We start from the raw sequence: 16,679 nt of genomic DNA, 5'->3' as shown, positions 1-16,679 counted from the left end.
CGTCTCCGCGCTCCTTCCTCCGCGCACCTCCCTCCGCGCACCTCCATCGGTGCGTCTCGGAGTGATCGGAGCGCTCTCGAGGAGGACGCGCCGATCGACTCGGTGGCGGAGGCGCGATCACCCGCCCGAGGGCGCTGATCAGCCGCCGTCCGCCGGCGTCCGCGAGACCGACTGCACGAAGTGGATCTCGCCGTCGAGGCTGACGAAGCCCCGGCCCACCGTGGGCGGGACGGGGAAGCGCCGCGGGATCTGCGCGCCGAGGAGAGTGCCGTCGTTGTCGACGTCGGGCTGGAGCAGCAGCACGGAGCGGGAGGCCGCCGCCTTCTTCGTCCAGTTCCCGAAATGGCTGCGGAGCTCGCTCGACCGGCCGGCCAGCACGACGCAGAGTCCCGGGCGACCCGACGAGACCAGCCTCATCAGCGCCTGGTCGGTGTCGTCCCAGCGCTCGGCGTCGTCGAGGAGGAGCAGCACGGGGCCCTCCTCCGTCGACAGCGACGCGAGGAGGGTGCGGAGCTCCTCCGCGCCCACGGCGAGTCGGTCGAGGTCCGCGCCCCTCAGCGGGGAGCGTCGATCGCACACTCCCCAGACGGCGACCGAGCCGGCGGCCCGCGCCGCCTCGGCCAGGGCGAGCAGCACGGTCGACTTGCCCGATCGGGCGGGTCCGGCGATGACGACGTGCTCGCCCTCGAAGACCTGGAACGCCAGCGGGGCGAGGTCCGACTCGCCGAGGCCGATCGGGAGCAGCCACGGCTCGCGATCGAAGCGGGCCTCGATCCCGAGCGCACTCACGGCGACCCTGTCGGGAAGCGTGCCGACCGTGCTCGTCCTGCCGCGCGCATCCGGCCAGGCGGCCGCGAGCTCGGCGATCGCGTCGTCGAGACCGGCCCTCGGAGTCGCGACCTGCGTCTGCAGGAGCGACGAGGTGAGAACGCAGCGCCCCGGCACCGCTGCCGGCGCCTGCACCGGCTTCACCCCGGCGGCGGCGTAGTCCTGCGGGTCGGCGAGGCGGAACAGCCACTTCTGCGTCGTGACCTCCTCCATCACCGAGTGGATCGCCCTCGCCCGGGTGCTCGTCACCGCGAAGTGCAGGCCGAGCTCCGGTCCGTCGGCGTAGGCGCGGGTGAACGCCTCCATCAGAGCCAGGCCCTCCCAGTCCTGGAACTCGTCCTTCAGAGTCGCGAGACCGTCGACGAGCACCAGCGCACGACGGTGGCCCCCGGGCGATGCTCGGCGCCGGCGCACCTCGTCGCGCAGGTGACGGAGGAACCGGGTCTGCTTCTCGTGGGATCCGCCACCTGCGCCGACGTAGGAGACGGTGTGCGGGAGTCGCGCAAGCGGGGCGGAGTCGCGGGAACCGGCATCGAGGACGTAGAGGTCGAGCTCGTCCGGGGGGAAGTGGCGGGCGGCCGTCAGCGCGATCGACGCGAGCGCCGTGCTGGTGCCGCTGCCGGGGATGCCGATGAGGAGCAGGTTCCCCTCGCCCAGATCCCAGCCGGTCGGCGTCCGGCGCTGCCGGTCGGGGTCGTCCGAGAGTGCGACGTGCAGGACGTCGCCGACGACGCGACCGAGGTCGGACTCCTCCGCACCGAACCCGCTGAGGGCCACGGTGTCCTCGAGCGGCTCCGGCCAGATCGGGCGGGGAGGGCCGAAGCCCGAAGCGGCGTCCGCCTCGACCACCGCGTCGATCAGGAGGTCGAGATCGGTCGGGGCCGTCTCGTCGGCGGCGACCGGGGAGGGGCCCTCGACGGGGACGCCCGTGGGTCCGACCGGGCGGACCTCGATCGCCTCGACGGCCGACGCCTCCGCGCGACCGGTGACCAGCGCCGTCTGGACGGGCGAGATGTCGTTCTGGCCCCGCTTCACGTACGCTCGGCCGGTCTGCGAGCGGGAGATCCCGGCCGCGCTCGCGACTCCGATCACGTCGGCGGAGTCGTCCCGGCTCTGCACCCGGAGGGCGACGCGGAGGTTGGTGTTGGCGAGGATGTCGTCGTTCACCACTCCGGCCGGACGCTGGGTGGCGAGGATCATGTGCACGCCGAGCGTCCTGCCGACCGCGGCGACGCTCACGAGGGACGTCAGGACGTCGGGATGCTCCTTCGCGAGAACGGCGAACTCGTCGACGACGAGCAGGAGCCGCGGCATCGGCTCCGGCGGCGAGGTGGCCCGGTACGCGTCGAGGTCGTCGACACCCTCGCCGGCGGCGGCGAAGAGCCGCTGACGACGCCGCATCTCGGCCTGGAGCGAGCGCAGCGCGCGGTCGGCGAGCTGGGCGTCGAGGTTGCTGATGGTGCCGATCGTGTGCGGGAGCCGCTCGCAGGACGCGAACGCTGCACCCCCCTTGAAGTCGATGAGCACGAAGGTGAGGCGCGTCGGATCGTTCCAGGCCGCGAGGCCGGCCACGAAGGAGCGCAGGAACTCGCTCTTGCCCGAGCCCGTGGTGCCGCCGACCAGGCCGTGCGGGCCGTCGGCGACGAGATCGAGCACGAGCGGACCGTGCTCGGACGAGCCGACGGGCGCGCGCACGCCCCGGGCGCTCGACCACCACCCCCGGACGTCCGCGGCGGTCGGACGATCGGCGCCCAGGAGCGGCGGCAGCCGCACGAGCGCGGAGAGGGCCGCCCCCGCGGTGAAGAGCTCCGGGTCCTCGAAGCGCGCCAGGTCGCGCGCACAGCGCTCGGCCGTGGAGGAGGCGAGACCGGCGAGCACCACGTCCTCGACGGTGATCCGCTCGTCGGGCCGGGAGAGGAGCGCCGAGGCGTCCGCTCCGACCCGGACGACGACCGTGCAGGAGGCGGGGAGCTGCTCCTCCGACGCCGCGAGGACGAGGCCGGAGATCCGGGTCGCCGCCTCGCGCTCGCCGCGGCCGAGTCCGAGGAGTTCGCGCGCCGGAGCGGCGCGTCCCTCGGTCAGCACGTCGGAGTCGAGCACCAGGAGCACGCGCGGCGAGTCCTCGTCGCGGAGGGCGCGGAGGAGCTCGGAGCTGCGGTCGCGCCGGTCGGAGAGGCGGCGTCCGCCCCCGGGCAGACGCGTGTGGGGGAGCCAGGAGGCCCAGCTCCAGTCGGAGTCGCGTCGCCGGTCGCAGAACACCCCGATCGCCAGGTCGGCCGGACCGCAGTGGACCGCCGCCTGGCAGAGCAGGCTCCTCGCCAGAGCGAGGCCGCCCTCGCGGTCGCCGACGATCCCGACGACTCCCGAGTCCGCGAGATCGATGGACACCGGCGCGCTCGGGACGACGCTCACCGCGAGGATCGCGCGCACCTCCTCCTCGAGCCGCGGCACTCCGCGCTGATCGAGCGGGGGAGACCACGGGACGTCGCCGACGCCGATGTGCAGGCGGAGCACATCGGCGGAGGTCGCGCGCCGCTGCCACAGCGACGTGGCGGGCAGCGCCGCCCGGCGGATCGTCGTCGCCGGGTCGGGCGCGTCCTCCTCGAGGCGGGCCCGTTCGACACGCGCGGAACGGGCGATGGCGTCGCGGAGCGTCTGCAGCGCCTCGCCGTAGCGCTGCTCCTCGGACCGGGTCGCTCGGGCGTGCCGGTGCCGCTGCTCGAACCACATGCCCACCCCGGCCACGGGGCTGAGCGCGGCGAAGAGGGCGTAGCGCGCATCGCCCATGATGAGGACCATCGCGAAGGCGAGGACGAGCGGCGCGGCGACGGTGATCACGCTGAAGGTCGTGGCGGAGGCGATCTCGAGGCGGGCCGGCGGGACGACCGCCTCGCCGGCCGCCGGACGTCCCGCTCGCGGCGGCCGGTTGAAGGGCACGGTCGCCGTCGCGGTGACGTTGTCCGTGCTCCCCGGCTCGGGCGCGAGGAGCTCGGGAGGCGCGGGGCGCAGGCGGAGAGCCGCCCCACCGGCGATCACGACCACGGCGTCGGAGACCAGGACCCCGTCCCCCGTCGCGGAGACGCCGTCGACCAGAGTGCCGTTGGTGCTGTCGGCGTCGCGCACCCGCAGGCCGTCGCCCTCGCGGGTCACCGAGAAGTGCTCCCAGGAGGCGCTCGCCGTGTCGAGGACGACGTCGGCGTGCGGGGAGCGGCCCACGATCAGCGCACGGCCCCGCGGGATCTCGACCACGGCTCCCGCGCCGAGACCGCCCGACAGCACGGCCGTCCACCCGCGGGCCGCGGCAGGTCGGGGCAGGGGGGAGCGGGCGATCCGCGTTCCCTCGAGCAGCAGCAGATCGGCCAGCCGGGTCTCCACAGGGTGCAGGGCGGTGTCGACGGCGAGGGCCGTCCCGGGCGGGAGGCGGTGCCCGGTGGCGGTGGCGATCAGCTCGCCGAGTGTCGCGGAGTCGCGGTGGCGGCCGAGGTCGATGTCCGAGCGGGTGCCGTCGAGGTCGAGGAGGAGTCGCACCGGGGGCTCACGGTCGGGGCTGTCCGGCGAACCAGAGCAGCGGCGGGTCGGCGGGCCGCAGGCCGAGGCGCTGCGGCGAGGAGTGGAGGGGGAGTGCCGGGGCGTCAAGAGCGTGCGCGGCGCCGAAGTCGAGCGGCGGACCGGCGAGCCCGTCCGCCGCTCCGATCGTGCATCCCCGGAGTGCGGCGGCGACCGCCGAGGGTGCCCTGCTGCCTGCGACGGCCGCGGCTCGCACGAGCGCCACGACGGCGTCGTGGCTGGGGGCGTCCGCGACCGCGGCGAGATCGCGGAACGCGCGGTCGCCGAGGAGGGTCGCCCGCGCGGCATCGTCGGCGGTCATCCGTACGGCCCCCAGGAACGCGGAGGCCGCGCGTCCGCGCTCGTCGCCGCGGAGGGCGACCGCGTCGCCGGAATCCGTGCCGATTGTCGTCAGATCTCCCGAGAGGGTGCCTCCGGCCGCGGCCAGGGCGGGAGCGAAGGCGGGGCTCAGCGCGTCGGGCGTGAGCAGGATCGGGACGGACGCCCCCGCCGCCTGCAGAGCGGCGACCGCCGTCGCCTGCGCCGCGGCGGGGCCGGACACGACGACGCGCTCGACCGCCAGCTCGCCCTCGAGGTGCGGGCGGGCGGCGGTGATGATCACGTCCGCGGCGGCGCCCGGATCGGCGGTCACCGTCGCGGCGGGCGAGAGACCGGTCGGGGTGCCTCCACCGGTGTCGACGAGGAGTACCCGGGCGCCTCCGCCGGCCTCCTCCACGAGTGCCGCGTCGGCCGAGGCGGTGTCGGGTCCGAGGGACCAGACGCCGTCGCCGGGCAGGTCGGGGCCGCCTCCGTAGGGGAGGACGGCCGCTGTCCCCGCGGCCCGAGCGGCGTCCACGGCTGCAGCGGTATGGGTGCCGTGGGTCGCGAGGACGAGGCCGGACACGCCCTGCCCCGTCAGCTCCTCGACGGCGGCGCGGGCACCCTCGGGCGTCCCGTGGTCGTCGACGGCGACGAGACCGATCTCGCAGCCGCCCATCGCTGACCGGTGCGCGGCGACGACGGCGCCGTTCGCCGCGTCCTTCCATTCCGCGCCCTCGCCCGGAGCCGAGCTGAGCGAGACCACCACCCCGAGCGTCATCCGCTCGGGCACCCGGGCGCACGAGAAGCCGACAGGCAGAGCGGCGATCTCCGTCATCGGAGCCGACTGCGGCGGCAGGAGGGAGACGAGGGCACCGCTGACGCCGAGGAGGGCGACGGCGCCGCCGACCAGCATCGTGGTCCGTCGACCGGTGCGGGGGTGCTGCGCCGCGCGCCTGCCCGGGCGGGTCATCGCTCGTCCCCGATCCGGAAGGAGTAGACCGTCCGGGTCCGCGTGCCCTCGGGCAGGTCGAGATGGAACGCGGGAAGCGCATCCCCGGCCCGGAGGGAGGCCCGCTCCTGGGCCTGCGCCAGCAGGATGCCCGAGACGTCCTCGGACCGCACCGCGGCGTAGCCCCGTGCGCTCTGCGAGGCGAGGGCGAGCTGCACGTCGGCGGTGCCGACCTTCGCGGCACTCGTGGTCATCGATCCGAGCAGGCCGGAGCCGCCGACCGTCCGGTCGCCGAGGTCCAGGAGCACCTTGTGCAGATCGGCCGCGAGGAGCGCGGCGGCCGCGTCGGTGTCGCGGGTCGAGGCGTCGATCGTCGTCGCGATGCCGGCCAGGGAGGCGCGCGTCCGCTCGGAGACGGCCCCGCCGATCCGGGCCTCCGCGGTGCGGAGAGCCCGGTGCCCGGCGTCCACCGTCGCCGCACCGTCGGAGCGGATGCCGGAGGAGGCCGTGCGCAGACTCGAGACCGACCGGTCGAACATCGCGACGACCGCGTCGGCGTCGGCGCCGGAGCGCGTCGAGATCCGCCGCACCTGCTCGTCGAGGAGTGCGGTGACCGCGGATGCGGCGGCCGTGCCCGCCTCGGCGAACGCCTTCTGGATCGCCGGTGCGAGAACGTCCTGCTGGGCACCGAGAGCGTCGATGCGGGTGCCGAGGGCGTCGCGCTGAGCGGTCAGCGCGCCGATGCCGGTGCGGAGGGAGGCGAGCAGGCCGGTGAGGCGCGTGTCGTCCGAGCCGGCCGTCGCGCCGGCCTCGGCCACGCCTCCGCGGACCGTGGCGAGCGCGGCGCGCAGGGCGGCGAGGTCGGCACTAGCGCCGGTGCTGCTGACGGTGGAGGCGACGGCGGTCCACGCGTGGACCTGGTCGCTCAGCCGGTCGGCCAGGGGGGCCGGATAGCCGTCGGGAGCGTCGAGGCGGCCCGTGCCGGAGCAGGGCGTCGCGGTCAGGTAGGCGCGGAGCTCCTCGACGGAGCCCCGGGTCACCTCCACGGGTGCACGCGTCGGGCGCCCGGTCGGCGTGGGTGCGGCAGCAGGGGACTGTGTCGCCGGCGACAGCTCGCAGAGCCGATCGGCCAGCTCCTGGTTCTGCGCCGACAGCGACCCCGCACTGGTCGGCGTGCCGAGCTCGTCCAGGGCGGTCGTGGCGGCGGCGCCGACCGAGGCGACCGTCGTCTCCAGGCCCGCGGTGTCCGCGTCGAGCCCGTCCAGCGTCGCCGACAGGGCGGCGAGCGCCCGGGTGACGGATCCCTCCGGGTCGGCCAGGGTGTCCACAAAGGCCGACGCGGCGTCCACCCTGCTCGAGAGGGCGGCGAACCCGGCCTGCACGCCGTCCATCAGCTCCGGCTGCAGGGAGTCGACGAGGTCCTGCCCGCGATCGAGCATCCCGAGCAGCACGGTGTCGACGGCGGCTCCGGAGGCGGCGAGGGAGCAGGTGGTCGAGGGTGCCGTGCAGGTCTCGGCGGAGGGCTGTGCCGGCCCCGCGGCAGCACGGAGAGCCGCGACGACCTCGTCGCGGCAGGACTCGGCCGCCGTCCCGTACGCGTCGAGCTCGGCCGTGAGCCGCAGCAGCTCGGAGTGGATCGAGCCGGAGCGGCCGCCGTCGACGGCGACTCGGCATCCGCTGCCCGAGACCGTCGGCGGCGGCACCGCGGCCGATGTGTCGCCCAGCAGGGCGTCCACCGCGTCGATCGCCTCGGACAGCTGCGCCAGCAGGTCGGACTCGGTGCCCGAGACCGTCGACGACAGCTGCGCCCGGAGCGCGCCGAGCTGCCCGGAGAGGCTCTGCATCGAGGCCGCTGTCGAGGCGGCGCCGGCCCGCAGCTCCTCGGCCATGCGGACACCGAGAGTCTCGGAGGTCGCGTCGAGCGAGGCCCGCACCTCGGCGACGGTGGTGCCGGCCTGCGTCAGCAGATCGTCCACCGCGGTGACGACCTCGATCGTGCGGCGCTCGAGGGCGAGCGGCGAGGCGTCGGAGGAGTCGAACGCGGCGCCCAGCGCCCCCTCGGTGGTCGGGTCGGTGCTCAGGCCGGGCTGGACCGCCAGGTCGAAGGCGGGGACGGAGAAGTCGGCGACGTCGGCGACGAGGGTCAGCGTCGCCGTCGCGCCACCGCCCGGGGGAGCGAGGAGAGAGGCCCACTGCACGACGGCGTCTCCGTGCTCGTCGCGGCTGAGCACGCCGTTGGTGACGGCACCCGACTCGCTCTCGGTGACGACGCGGCTCGGCGGGACGCCCGGCAGGACCGCGGAGGCTGCGATCGTCAGCGGAGCGCCGACGAGTGCGCTGCGGCGGGCTGCGCGACCGGCCGCGTCGAACGCGACCTCCTCGGGCCGGACCGTCAGGTTCTCCACCGCGAGCGAGATCTCGATCCGACCCGAGCGCCCGGCGAGCTCGGCCGGATCGGTGCCCGAGGCGTCGGCGGTGCGCCACGAGGGCCGGACACGGACCGGCAGGTCCGCGGAGACCTCGGCGGGATCGTAGACGGTGGTGGTCGCCGAGGTGTCGGACGGGTCGTCGCCGACGCCGAGGGCCGTCCCCTCGATCGCACGGACACCCCCGTCGGACGAGACGGCGACGGACACCGCCTGCAGCACCCTGGCGGCGGTGAGCGCCTGCTCCGGTGGCGTGCAGCCCGCCAGCACGGCGGCCACGACCGCGATCGCCGCTCCGGCCGTCGTCCTGCGAGCATTCGAGCGCACCCTGACCACCCCTCGTCCCGACGGGGCACCGGGCGGTGCCGCTCACGTCGACATGAGAGATGCTCGCAGATGAGCGGCAACCCGAGAGCCGGTGGCGCGCGATGACCCGCACCGCGCGCCCCGGGGTCAGACGAGCTTCAGCTTCTTGCGGAGCGCCTGCACGTGCCCGGTCGCCCGGACGCCGTACTGCGCGAACTCGAGTGCTCCCTCGGCTCCGACGACGAACGTCGAGCGCAGCACGCCGACGACGGTCTTGCCGTAGAGGCTCTTCTCGCCCCACACCGCGTACGCGCGGTGCACGGTCATGTCGGGGTCGCTCAGCAGCGGGTACGCGATTCCCTGGGCGTCGGCCCAGCGGCGCAGCGCCTCCGGAGCGTCCCGCGAGATCCCGAGGACCTCGTAGCCGGAGTCGCGGAGGGACGCCGCGTTGTCGCGGAAGTCGCAGGCCTCCGTGGTGCAGCCGGGGGTGTCGGCCTCGGGGTAGAAGAACAGGATGACGCGCCGTCCGCGGTAGTCCGCGAGCGAGACGGGCTCGCCGTCCTGGTTCGGCAGCGTGAACTCCGGAGCGGAGTCGCCGGCGGCGAGGCGCGCCTCGGCGGGGAGGGGGGAGAGGTCGGTCATCGTCTGCTTCCGTCGGTCGTGGCGAAGGTGGTCAGGAGGCGCTGGAGCGAGTCGAGGCGCTCCGGTCCGCTGGCGCCCAGCAGTCCGCCCTCGACCGCCTCGATGATGGCGCAGTCGGGGGAGTCGGGCAGGTGCGTGCAGCCGCGCGGGCAGTCCCGGGCGATCACGGCGAGGGTCGTGAACGCGCCGAGGATGTTGTCGGTGTTCACGTGGCCGAGTCCGAACGAGCGGACGCCGGGGGTGTCGATCACCCAGCCGTGCCGGTCGCCGCGCTCCACGCGCAGCGAGACGGTGGAGGACGAGGTGTGCCGGCCGCGGCCCGTCACCGTGTTCACGCGCCCGATGGCCCGGTGCGCGTCCGGGACGAGCTTGTTCACGAGGGTGGACTTGCCGACTCCGGAGTGCCCCACGACCACGGTCTCGTGGCCGAGGAGGGCGTCGGCGATCTCGTCGACCGGCGGCTCGTCCTGGCTCGAGAGGAACACGCGGAGGTCGAGCCCCTCGAAGTTGCGGAGGAACGGGGCCGGGTCCGCGAGGTCGGTCTTGGTGATGCAGAGCATCGGAGTGATCCCGGCGTCGAAGGCGGCGACGAGGTAGCGGTCGACCAGCCGGGTCCGGGGCTCGGGGTCGGCGGCGGCCACCACGCAGAGCATCTGGTCGGCGTTGGCGACGATCACGCGCTCGATCGCGTCGGTGTCGTCGGCGCTGCGGCGGAGGAGGGTCGACCGCTCGCGGATGCGGACGATGCGGGCGAGCGTCCCCTCGTCGCCGCTGGAGTCCCCGACCACGTCGACGCGGTCGCCGGCCACGATCGCCTGGCGCCGCAGCTCGCGGGCCCGGGCCGCCGTGAACTCGTGCTCCTCGGGCGTCCCGTCGCCGATCATCACCGTGTAGCGACCCCGGTCGACGCCGAGCACCATCGCGATCTCGGCGTCCTCGTAGGCGGGCCTGTTCTTGGTCCGGGGCTTCGTGCCCTTCGGGTTCGGGCGCACCCGCGCGTCCGACTCGTCGTACCCGTCGAAGTCGTCGAGAGCACCGTCGGCGTCGAGGCCGCTGTCCGTCCACCACGACACGGGTCAGACCGATCCGGCGAGGGTCGTCCACAGCTCCGGGAACTGCGGGAGGGTCTTCGCTGTCGTCGCGACGTCCTCGATCACCACGCCGGGGACCACGAGGCCGATCAGAGCGCCGGCATGGGCCATGCGGTGGTCGGAGTAGGTGCGCCAGCGGCCGCCGTGGAGCTCGGCGGGCTCGATGCGCAGACCGTCCTCGAGCTCCGTGACCCGGCCGCCGAGGCCGGTGATCTCGGCGGCGAGGGCGGCGAGGCGGTCCGTCTCGTGGTGGCGGATGTGGCCGATCCCGGTCAGGGTGCTGGGAGTGGAGGCCAGCGCGGCGAGGGCGGCGAGGGCGGGGGCGAGCTCGCCTCCCTCCGACAGATCGAGGTCCACGCCCAGGATCTCGTCGCCGCCGGTGACCACGAGGTCCTCGCCGTCCCGCTCGACCCGGGCGCCGAACAGCGGCAGGATCCGCTCGAGGTGCGCCCCGACCTGCGTGGTGACGGCCGGCCAGTGGCGAAGCCGGACGCGGCCGCCCGTGACGAGGGCCGCAGCGAGGAACGGCGCGGCGTTCGAGAGGTCGGGCTCGATCAGCACGTCGGCGCCGGCGATGGGCTGCGGCGCGACGGTCCACTCGCCGTCGGCGGGCGTGCCGACCTCGACGCCCCGTGCCGCCAGTGCGGCGACGGTCATGTCGATGTGGGGCCGGGAGGGGACGGCGCTGCCCTCGTGGCGCAGGTGCAGTCCCTCCTCGAAGCGGGCGCCGGCCAGCAGGAGCGCCGAGACGAACTGGCTCGACCGCGAGGCGTCGACGACGACGTCGCCGCCCCGGACGGCCCCGGAGCCGTGGACGGTGAAGGGGAGCGCGCCACGGCCGTCGTCGGCGACGTCGACGCCGAGCGCGCGGAGGGAGACGATCGTCGCCCCCATCGGCCGCTTCGCCGCGTACGCGTCGCCGTCGAAGGTGGTGGGGCCGAGCGCGAGGCCGGCCAGCGGCGGGACGAAGCGCATCACGGTGCCCGCGAGCCCGCAGTCGATCGTCGTCGAGCCGAGCAGCTCCTCCGCGGGCTCCACGACCAGGTCGGCGCCGAAGCCGCCGGTCGAGCCGGACTCCCGGATCGTGGTGCCGAGCGAGCGCAGCGCCTCGATCATCAGGGCGCTGTCGCGGGAGTGCAGCGGCGCCCGCAGCGTGGAGGGTCCGTCCGCCAGAGCGGCGAGCACCAGCTCCCGGTTGGTCAGCGACTTGGAGCCGGGCAGGCCGACCTCGGCGTCGAGAGCGCCGGCCGCGAGGGGTGCGGGCCAGGCGTCGTCGCCGGGGAGCGCACGGGCGTCGCCGTACGGATCGAACTCGGGGGCGGAATAACGCGAGAAGACCATCGGTTGTCAGGATAGTCGGCGCGCAGGGCGTCGTCAGGAGCGTGACGGAGGCGGAGCATGACGGCAGCACCCCCGGTCCTCCGGAGCAGCAGGCCCGTCGCCCGGAGGCGCCCTCGCGCCGCAACCCCGGTCGTCCGCCGCGCCGCCGCTCTAGAATCGCTCGTGATGACTCGCGACGACGAACCCCGCACCACCCCCGCCGACGAGGCTCCCGAGCCCGCCGACGCGGAGCAGACGATCGTGGAGACCGTCGAGGAATCGCTGGACGACGCCCCGGTCGAGGCTCCCGTCGATCTCCGCTCCCTCTTCGAGCAGCAGGCGCTGCCCTTCATCGACCAGCTCTACGCGGCCGGTCTGCGGATGACGAAGAACCCCTCCGACGCGCAGGACCTCGTGCAGGAGACGTTCGCGAAGGCGTTCGGCGCGTTCCGCCAGTTCGAGCAGGGCACCAACCTGAAGGCCTGGCTCTACCGCATCCTCACGAACACGTTCATCAACTCGTACCGCAAGAAGCAGCGCGAGCCCTACCAGAGCGCGATCGACGAGCTCGAGGACTGGCAGCTGGGCGGCGCCGAGTCGACCACGGCCACCTCCAGCCGCTCGGCCGAGGCGGAGGCGATCGACCACCTCCCCGACACCGCGGTGAAGGAGGCGCTCCAGGCGATCCCGGAGGACTTCCGGCTCGCCGTCTACTTCGCCGATGTCGAAGGCTTCTCCTACCAGGAGATCGCGGACATCATGAAGACCCCCGTCGGGACCGTCATGAGTCGGCTGCACCGCGGCCGGCGCATGCTGCGCGAACGACTCACCGACTACGCACGCGAGCGCGGATTCCGCGCCGCATTCACTTCCGGGAGCACGAAATGACCGACAGCGGCTGCACGAAGGCGAAGGCCGAGCTCGAGGAGTACCTCCACAACGAGCTGTGCAAGGAGGACGCCGCCGACATCCGCGAGCACATGGCGGGATGCGTCGACTGCGCCGATGAGGCGAAGGTCGGCGTGGTGCTGACGGTCGCCGTGCAGCGGGCGTGCAAGGAGACGGCGCCGGAGGACCTCCGCGCCCAGGTGCTCGGCATGCTCCGCGACGAGCACGCCGCGCACTCGCAGGCGCCCGCCCGCCTCTAGGCGCCGCACGACCCGGGGAGCCCCGGCCGTTCGAGACCTCCCGCGCACCGCGGGCCCTCGAGGGGCCGGGGCTCCGTCGTGTCCGGCGGCCTCCGGTCGCCGCAGCACCCGCACGTCGCGAGCGCTTCTGCCGGTCTCTGCGGGCCTGCGGTCAGGCACGGTCCGCCCGCAACGCGACGGGCCCGCCGGAACACGAGGTTCCGACGGGCCCGACCGCGTCGTGCGGACCGCGGGTCAGCGGGTGAGCGCCCGCGACAGCAGGTCGGCCTGCTCGGAGGCGTGCCGCTTGGCCGAGCCGGCCGCGGGGGAGGCCGCGGACGGGCGCGAGACCACGCGCATCGACCGGCCCAGCTTCGGAGCGACCTCGAGGGCCATGAACGGCCAGGCGCCCTGGTTCTCGGGCTCGTCCTGCACCCAGACGAGCTCCGCGTCCGGGTAGCGCTCGGCGATGCCGCGCAGCTCCTCGATCGGCGCCGGGTAGTACTGCTCGACCCGCACCAGCGCGATGCCGTCGTCGGGCTTCTTCTCGAGCTCCGCCTTGAGGTCGTAGTGGACCTTGCCGGCGTGGAGCAGGACGCGCTTCACGGCGGAGGCGTCCTGGATCCGCGCGTCGTCGATCACCGGCTGGAAGCGGCCCGAGGTGAAGTCCTCGACCGGGCTCGAGGCCCCGCGCAGACGCAGCATCGCCTTCGGGGTGAAGACGATCAGCGGTCGGCGGGGCCGGGAGTAGGCCTGGCGGCGCAGCAGGTGGAAGTAGGACGCCGGCGTCGACGGGCGCGCGACGGTCATGTTCCGCTCCGCGCACATCTGCAGGTAGCGCTCGATCCGGGCCGACGAGTGGTCGGGGCCCTGGCCCTCGTAGCCGTGCGGGAGCAGGAGCACGAGCGACGAGCGCTGGCCCCACTTCTGCTCGGCCGAGGAGATGAACTCGTCGATCACGATCTGGGCGCCGTTCGCGAAGTCGCCGAACTGCGCCTCCCACAGCACGAGCGAGTCGGGCCGCTCCACCGAGTAGCCGTACTCGAACGCCATCGCCGCGTACTCCGAGAGCAGCGAGTCGTAGATCCAGAGCCGGGCCTGCTGCTCGGACAGGTTCATCAGCGGCAGCCACTCCTGGCCGTTCTCGCGGTCGTGGAGGACAGCGTGGCGCTGGACGAAGGTCCCGCGGCGCGTGTCCTGGCCGACGAGGCGCACCGGGGTGTCCTCGAGCAGCAGCGAGCCGAGCGCGAGCAGCTCGCCGAAGGCCCAGTCGATGGAGCCGGAGCGGCTCATCTCCTGGCGCTTCGCCAGCAGCTGCTGGAGCTTGGGGTGCACGGTGAAGCCCTCGGGCGGCGTCGTGAACGCGTCGCCGATGCGGGTGACGACCTCGGTCTTCACGCCGGTCACCTCGGGCTCGCCCGGGTAGTCCTCGCCCTGCTGCGCGTCGGGCAGCTCGAGGTCGGCCACGGAGTCGCCGTCGGCGGTGATCACGGGGATCGCGCCGGTCTGCGCGGCGTGGGTCTCGGCGAACGCGCGCTCCAGGCGGTCCTGGAAGTCCTGGTGGGCGCGGTCGTACTCCTCCTCGGTGATGTCGCCGCGGCCGACGAGCGCCTCGGTGTACAGCTTGCGGACCGAGCGCTTGGCCTCGATCAGGCTGTACATCAGCGGCTGGGTCATCGAGGGGTCGTCGCCCTCGTTGTGCCCGCGCCGGCGGTAGCAGATCAGGTCGATGACCACGTCGCGGTGGAACCGCTGGCGGTACTCGAACGCGAGCTGCCCGACGTGGACGACCGCCTCGGGGTCGTCGCCGTTCACGTGGAAGATCGGCGCCTGGATCGTCTTCGCGCCGTCGGTCGAGTAGATCGAGGTGCGGGCCTCGTGAGGGGGAGTCGTGAACCCGACCTGGTTGTTGATGTTGATGTGGATCGTGCCGCCGGTGCGGTACGCGCGCAGCTGCGACATCTGCAGGGTCTCGACCACCACGCCCTGGCCCGCCATCGCGGCGTCGCCGTGGACGAGGATCGGCAGCGTGGTGAAGGTGCCGATCGGCTTGCGGTCCTGCTTGGCGCGGACGATGCCCTCGAGCACGCCGTTCACGGCCTCGAGGTGCGAGGGGTTCGCCGCCAGGTAGACCGGGATCTCCTCGCCCGCAGCACCGCGGAAGGTGCCCTCGGTGCCGAGGTGGTACTTCACGTCTCCGGAGCCCTGGACCGTGCGCGGGTCCTGGGTGCCCTCGAACTCGCGGAAGATCTGGCCGTAGGTCTTGCCGGCGATGTTGGTCAGCACGTTCAGGCGGCCGCGGTGGGCCATGCCGATCGCCACCTCGTCGAGGTGCTCGTCGGCCGCGCCCTGCAAGACGGCGTCGAGCAGCGCGATGAGCGACTCCCCGCCCTCGAGCGAGAAGCGCTTCTGGCCCACGTACTTGGTCTGCAGGAAGGTCTCGAAGGCCTCGGCCTCGTTGAGCTTGCCCAGGATGCGCAGCTGCTCGTCGTGGCCCGGCTTCTCGTAGCCGCGCTCGAGCTTCTGCTGCATCCAGGCGCGCTGCTCCGGGTCCTGGATGTGCATGTACTCGACGCCGACGGTGCGGCAGTACGAGTCGCGGAGGATCCCGAGGATGTCGCGCAGCTTGAGCTGGCGCTTGCCGCCGAAGCCGTCCGTGACGAACTCGCGGTCGAGGTCCCAGAAGGTGAGGCCGTGGCTCTCGATGGCGAGGTCGGGGTGCGAGCGCTGCACGTACTCCAGCGGGTCGACGTCGGCCATCAGGTGCCCGCGGACGCGGAACGAGTTGATGAGCTCCTGCACGCGGGCGGTCTTGGAGACGCGCTCGGCGAGGTCGACGGCGATGTCCGTGGACCAGTGGATCGGGTCGTAGGGGATGCGCAGCGCGGCGAAGATGTCCTCGTAGAAGCCGCGGCCGCCGAGCAGGAGCTCGTGCACGATCTTGAGGAACTCGCCCGAGCCGGCGCCCTGGATGACGCGGTGGTCGTAGGTCGAGGTCAGGGTGATGGTCTTGCCGATGCCCAGCTCGACCAGCGTCTTCTCGGACGCGCCCTGGAACTCCGCCGGGTACTCGAGGGCGCCGGCTCCGATGATGCAGCCCTGGTCCTTCATCAGGCGGGGGACGGAGTGGACCGTGCCGATGCCGCCGGGGTTCGTCAGCGAGAGCGTGGTGCCCGCGAAGTCGCCGGCGACGAGCTTGTTGCCGCGCGCGCGCTTGACCAGGTCCTCGTAGGCCGAGAGGTAGGCCGTGAAGCTCAGCGTGTCGGCGCGCTTGATGCTCGGCACGAGCAGGGCGCGCGTGCCGTCGGGCTTCGGCATGTCGATCGCGATGCCGAGGTTGACGTGCGCCGGGGCGACGACCGCGGGCTTGCCGTCGACCTCGTCGTAGAACACGTTCTGGCTCGGGAAGTCCTTGAGCGCGCGGATGAGCGCCCAGCCGATCAGGTGCGTGAACGAGACTTTGCCGCCGCGGGTGCGGCGCAGGTGGTTGTTGATGACGATGCGGTTGTCGATCATCAGCTTCGCCGGGATCGTGCGGACGCTCGTCGCGGTGGGGATGCTGAGGCTGGCGTCCATGTTGGTCGCGAGGCTCTTCGCCATGCCGCGGAGCGGGGTGACGACGTCCTCGTCCGGCGTCGAGTCCTCGGCGGAGGGCTTGCTCACCGGAGCGTCGGCCGGGATCGGCTGCGCCTTCGGCTGCTTTGACGTCGTGCGGGAGGCGGGGGTCGACTCGGAGGAGGAGGCCGCGGCGGGATGGGTCACGGCGCCTCCGCCGCTCGACGAGACGCGCTCGGCGGCAGCGGCGGGCTTCGAGGCGGCGGGTGCGGGGGCCGCGGCGGGAGCCGGAGCCGGAGCGTCCTTGCCGGAGTTCGCGAGCTGGGCGCCGTAGCGCTCCAGGATGGGCCACCAGGACTCGTCCACCGAGGCGCGGTCGGCGCTGTACTGCTCGTACAGCTCCTCCACGAGCCACTCGTTGGCTCCGAAGTCCTCCGCGCCCTGCTCTGTTCCTGCTCCGGTCAACTGGCTCGACACAGCCGATCGCCCACTCTCTCCGTTGATTCGTCCTCGATCATCCGGACGGGCCCGTCGCATCCCTCGGCGCCTGCCACCGCGGCGGAGGAGG

General features: G+C 73.6%; 9 protein-coding genes. 2 read left to right on the top strand and 7 right to left on the bottom strand.

Going from position 1 to position 16,679, the window contains the following annotated elements; genetic code table 11:
* Positions 1-138: 138 nt before the first annotated feature.
* The 6 genes from C5B92_RS01380 to aroA all read right to left on the bottom strand — a co-directional run bounded on the left by C5B92_RS01380 (position 139) and on the right by aroA (position 11,450).
* Positions 139-4,356 carry an FtsK/SpoIIIE domain-containing protein gene (locus C5B92_RS01380; RefSeq protein ID WP_104350002.1) on the bottom strand — a complete coding sequence of 1,406 codons (4,218 nt, stop codon included), beginning with the start codon at positions 4,354-4,356 and terminating at the stop codon, positions 139-141.
* A gap of 7 nt (positions 4,357-4,363) precedes the next feature.
* Positions 4,364-5,665, bottom strand: a complete 1,302-nt coding sequence (locus C5B92_RS01375) for an ABC transporter substrate-binding protein (RefSeq protein WP_146079239.1) — start codon at positions 5,663-5,665, stop codon at positions 4,364-4,366.
* A complete protein-coding gene (locus tag C5B92_RS01370; protein ID WP_146079238.1) occupies positions 5,662-8,397 on the bottom strand; it encodes a DUF1631 domain-containing protein in 2,736 nt (911 codons plus the stop codon). The genes C5B92_RS01375 and C5B92_RS01370 overlap by 4 nt, the downstream gene beginning before the upstream one ends.
* Before the next feature lie 126 nt (positions 8,398-8,523).
* Complete coding sequence (gene bcp / locus C5B92_RS01365; protein WP_104232788.1) at positions 8,524-9,018, bottom strand: thioredoxin-dependent thiol peroxidase; 495 nt, start codon at positions 9,016-9,018, stop codon at positions 8,524-8,526.
* Positions 9,015-10,091 carry a ribosome small subunit-dependent GTPase A gene (gene rsgA / locus C5B92_RS01360; protein ID WP_104224119.1) on the bottom strand — a complete coding sequence of 359 codons (1,077 nt, stop codon included), beginning with the start codon at positions 10,089-10,091 and terminating at the stop codon, positions 9,015-9,017. The genes bcp and rsgA overlap by 4 nt, the downstream gene beginning before the upstream one ends.
* Before the next feature lie 3 nt (positions 10,092-10,094).
* On the bottom strand, positions 10,095-11,450 hold the full coding sequence (gene aroA / locus C5B92_RS01355; protein WP_104349999.1) for a 3-phosphoshikimate 1-carboxyvinyltransferase: 1,356 nt from the start codon (positions 11,448-11,450) through the stop codon (positions 10,095-10,097).
* A gap of 165 nt (positions 11,451-11,615) precedes the next feature.
* Between aroA and C5B92_RS01350 the strand changes: the two genes are divergently transcribed.
* Both C5B92_RS01350 and C5B92_RS01345 read left to right on the top strand, forming a co-directional pair.
* Positions 11,616-12,317 carry a sigma-70 family RNA polymerase sigma factor gene (locus C5B92_RS01350; RefSeq protein ID WP_104224117.1) on the top strand — a complete coding sequence of 234 codons (702 nt, stop codon included), beginning with the start codon at positions 11,616-11,618 and terminating at the stop codon, positions 12,315-12,317.
* A complete protein-coding gene (locus C5B92_RS01345; RefSeq protein WP_104224116.1) occupies positions 12,314-12,577 on the top strand; it encodes a zf-HC2 domain-containing protein in 264 nt (87 codons plus the stop codon). Before C5B92_RS01350 ends, C5B92_RS01345 begins: the two co-directional genes overlap by 4 nt.
* Positions 12,578-12,811: 234 nt before the next feature.
* On the opposite strand, the gene C5B92_RS01340 is transcribed toward C5B92_RS01345, so the two are convergent.
* Positions 12,812-16,588: a multifunctional oxoglutarate decarboxylase/oxoglutarate dehydrogenase thiamine pyrophosphate-binding subunit/dihydrolipoyllysine-residue succinyltransferase subunit gene (locus C5B92_RS01340; RefSeq protein WP_181028710.1), complete on the bottom strand. Its 3,777-nt coding sequence runs from the start codon at positions 16,586-16,588 to the stop codon at positions 12,812-12,814.
* Positions 16,589-16,679 lie beyond the last annotated feature (91 nt).

The sequence above is a fragment of the Rathayibacter sp. AY1A4 genome (genome assembly GCF_002930955.1).
Lineage (GTDB): Bacteria > Actinomycetota > Actinomycetes > Actinomycetales > Microbacteriaceae > Rathayibacter.
This window is presented reverse-complemented; position numbering and strand designations above follow the sequence as displayed.

Bases quoted from the DNA above. Each gene is read 5' to 3' on its own strand.
- C5B92_RS01375 (WP_146079239.1), bottom strand. From the start codon at position 5,665: ATGACCCGCCCGGGCAGGCGCGCGGCGCAGCACCCCCGCACCGGTCGA.
- bcp (WP_104232788.1), bottom strand. From the start codon at position 9,018: ATGACCGACCTCTCCCCCCTCCCCGCCGAGGCGCGCCTCGCCGCCGGC.
- aroA (WP_104349999.1), bottom strand. From the start codon at position 11,450: ATGGTCTTCTCGCGTTATTCCGCCCCCGAGTTCGATCCGTACGGCGAC.
- C5B92_RS01350 (WP_104224117.1), top strand. From the start codon at position 11,616: ATGACTCGCGACGACGAACCCCGCACCACCCCCGCCGACGAGGCTCCC.
- C5B92_RS01345 (WP_104224116.1), top strand. From the start codon at position 12,314: ATGACCGACAGCGGCTGCACGAAGGCGAAGGCCGAGCTCGAGGAGTAC.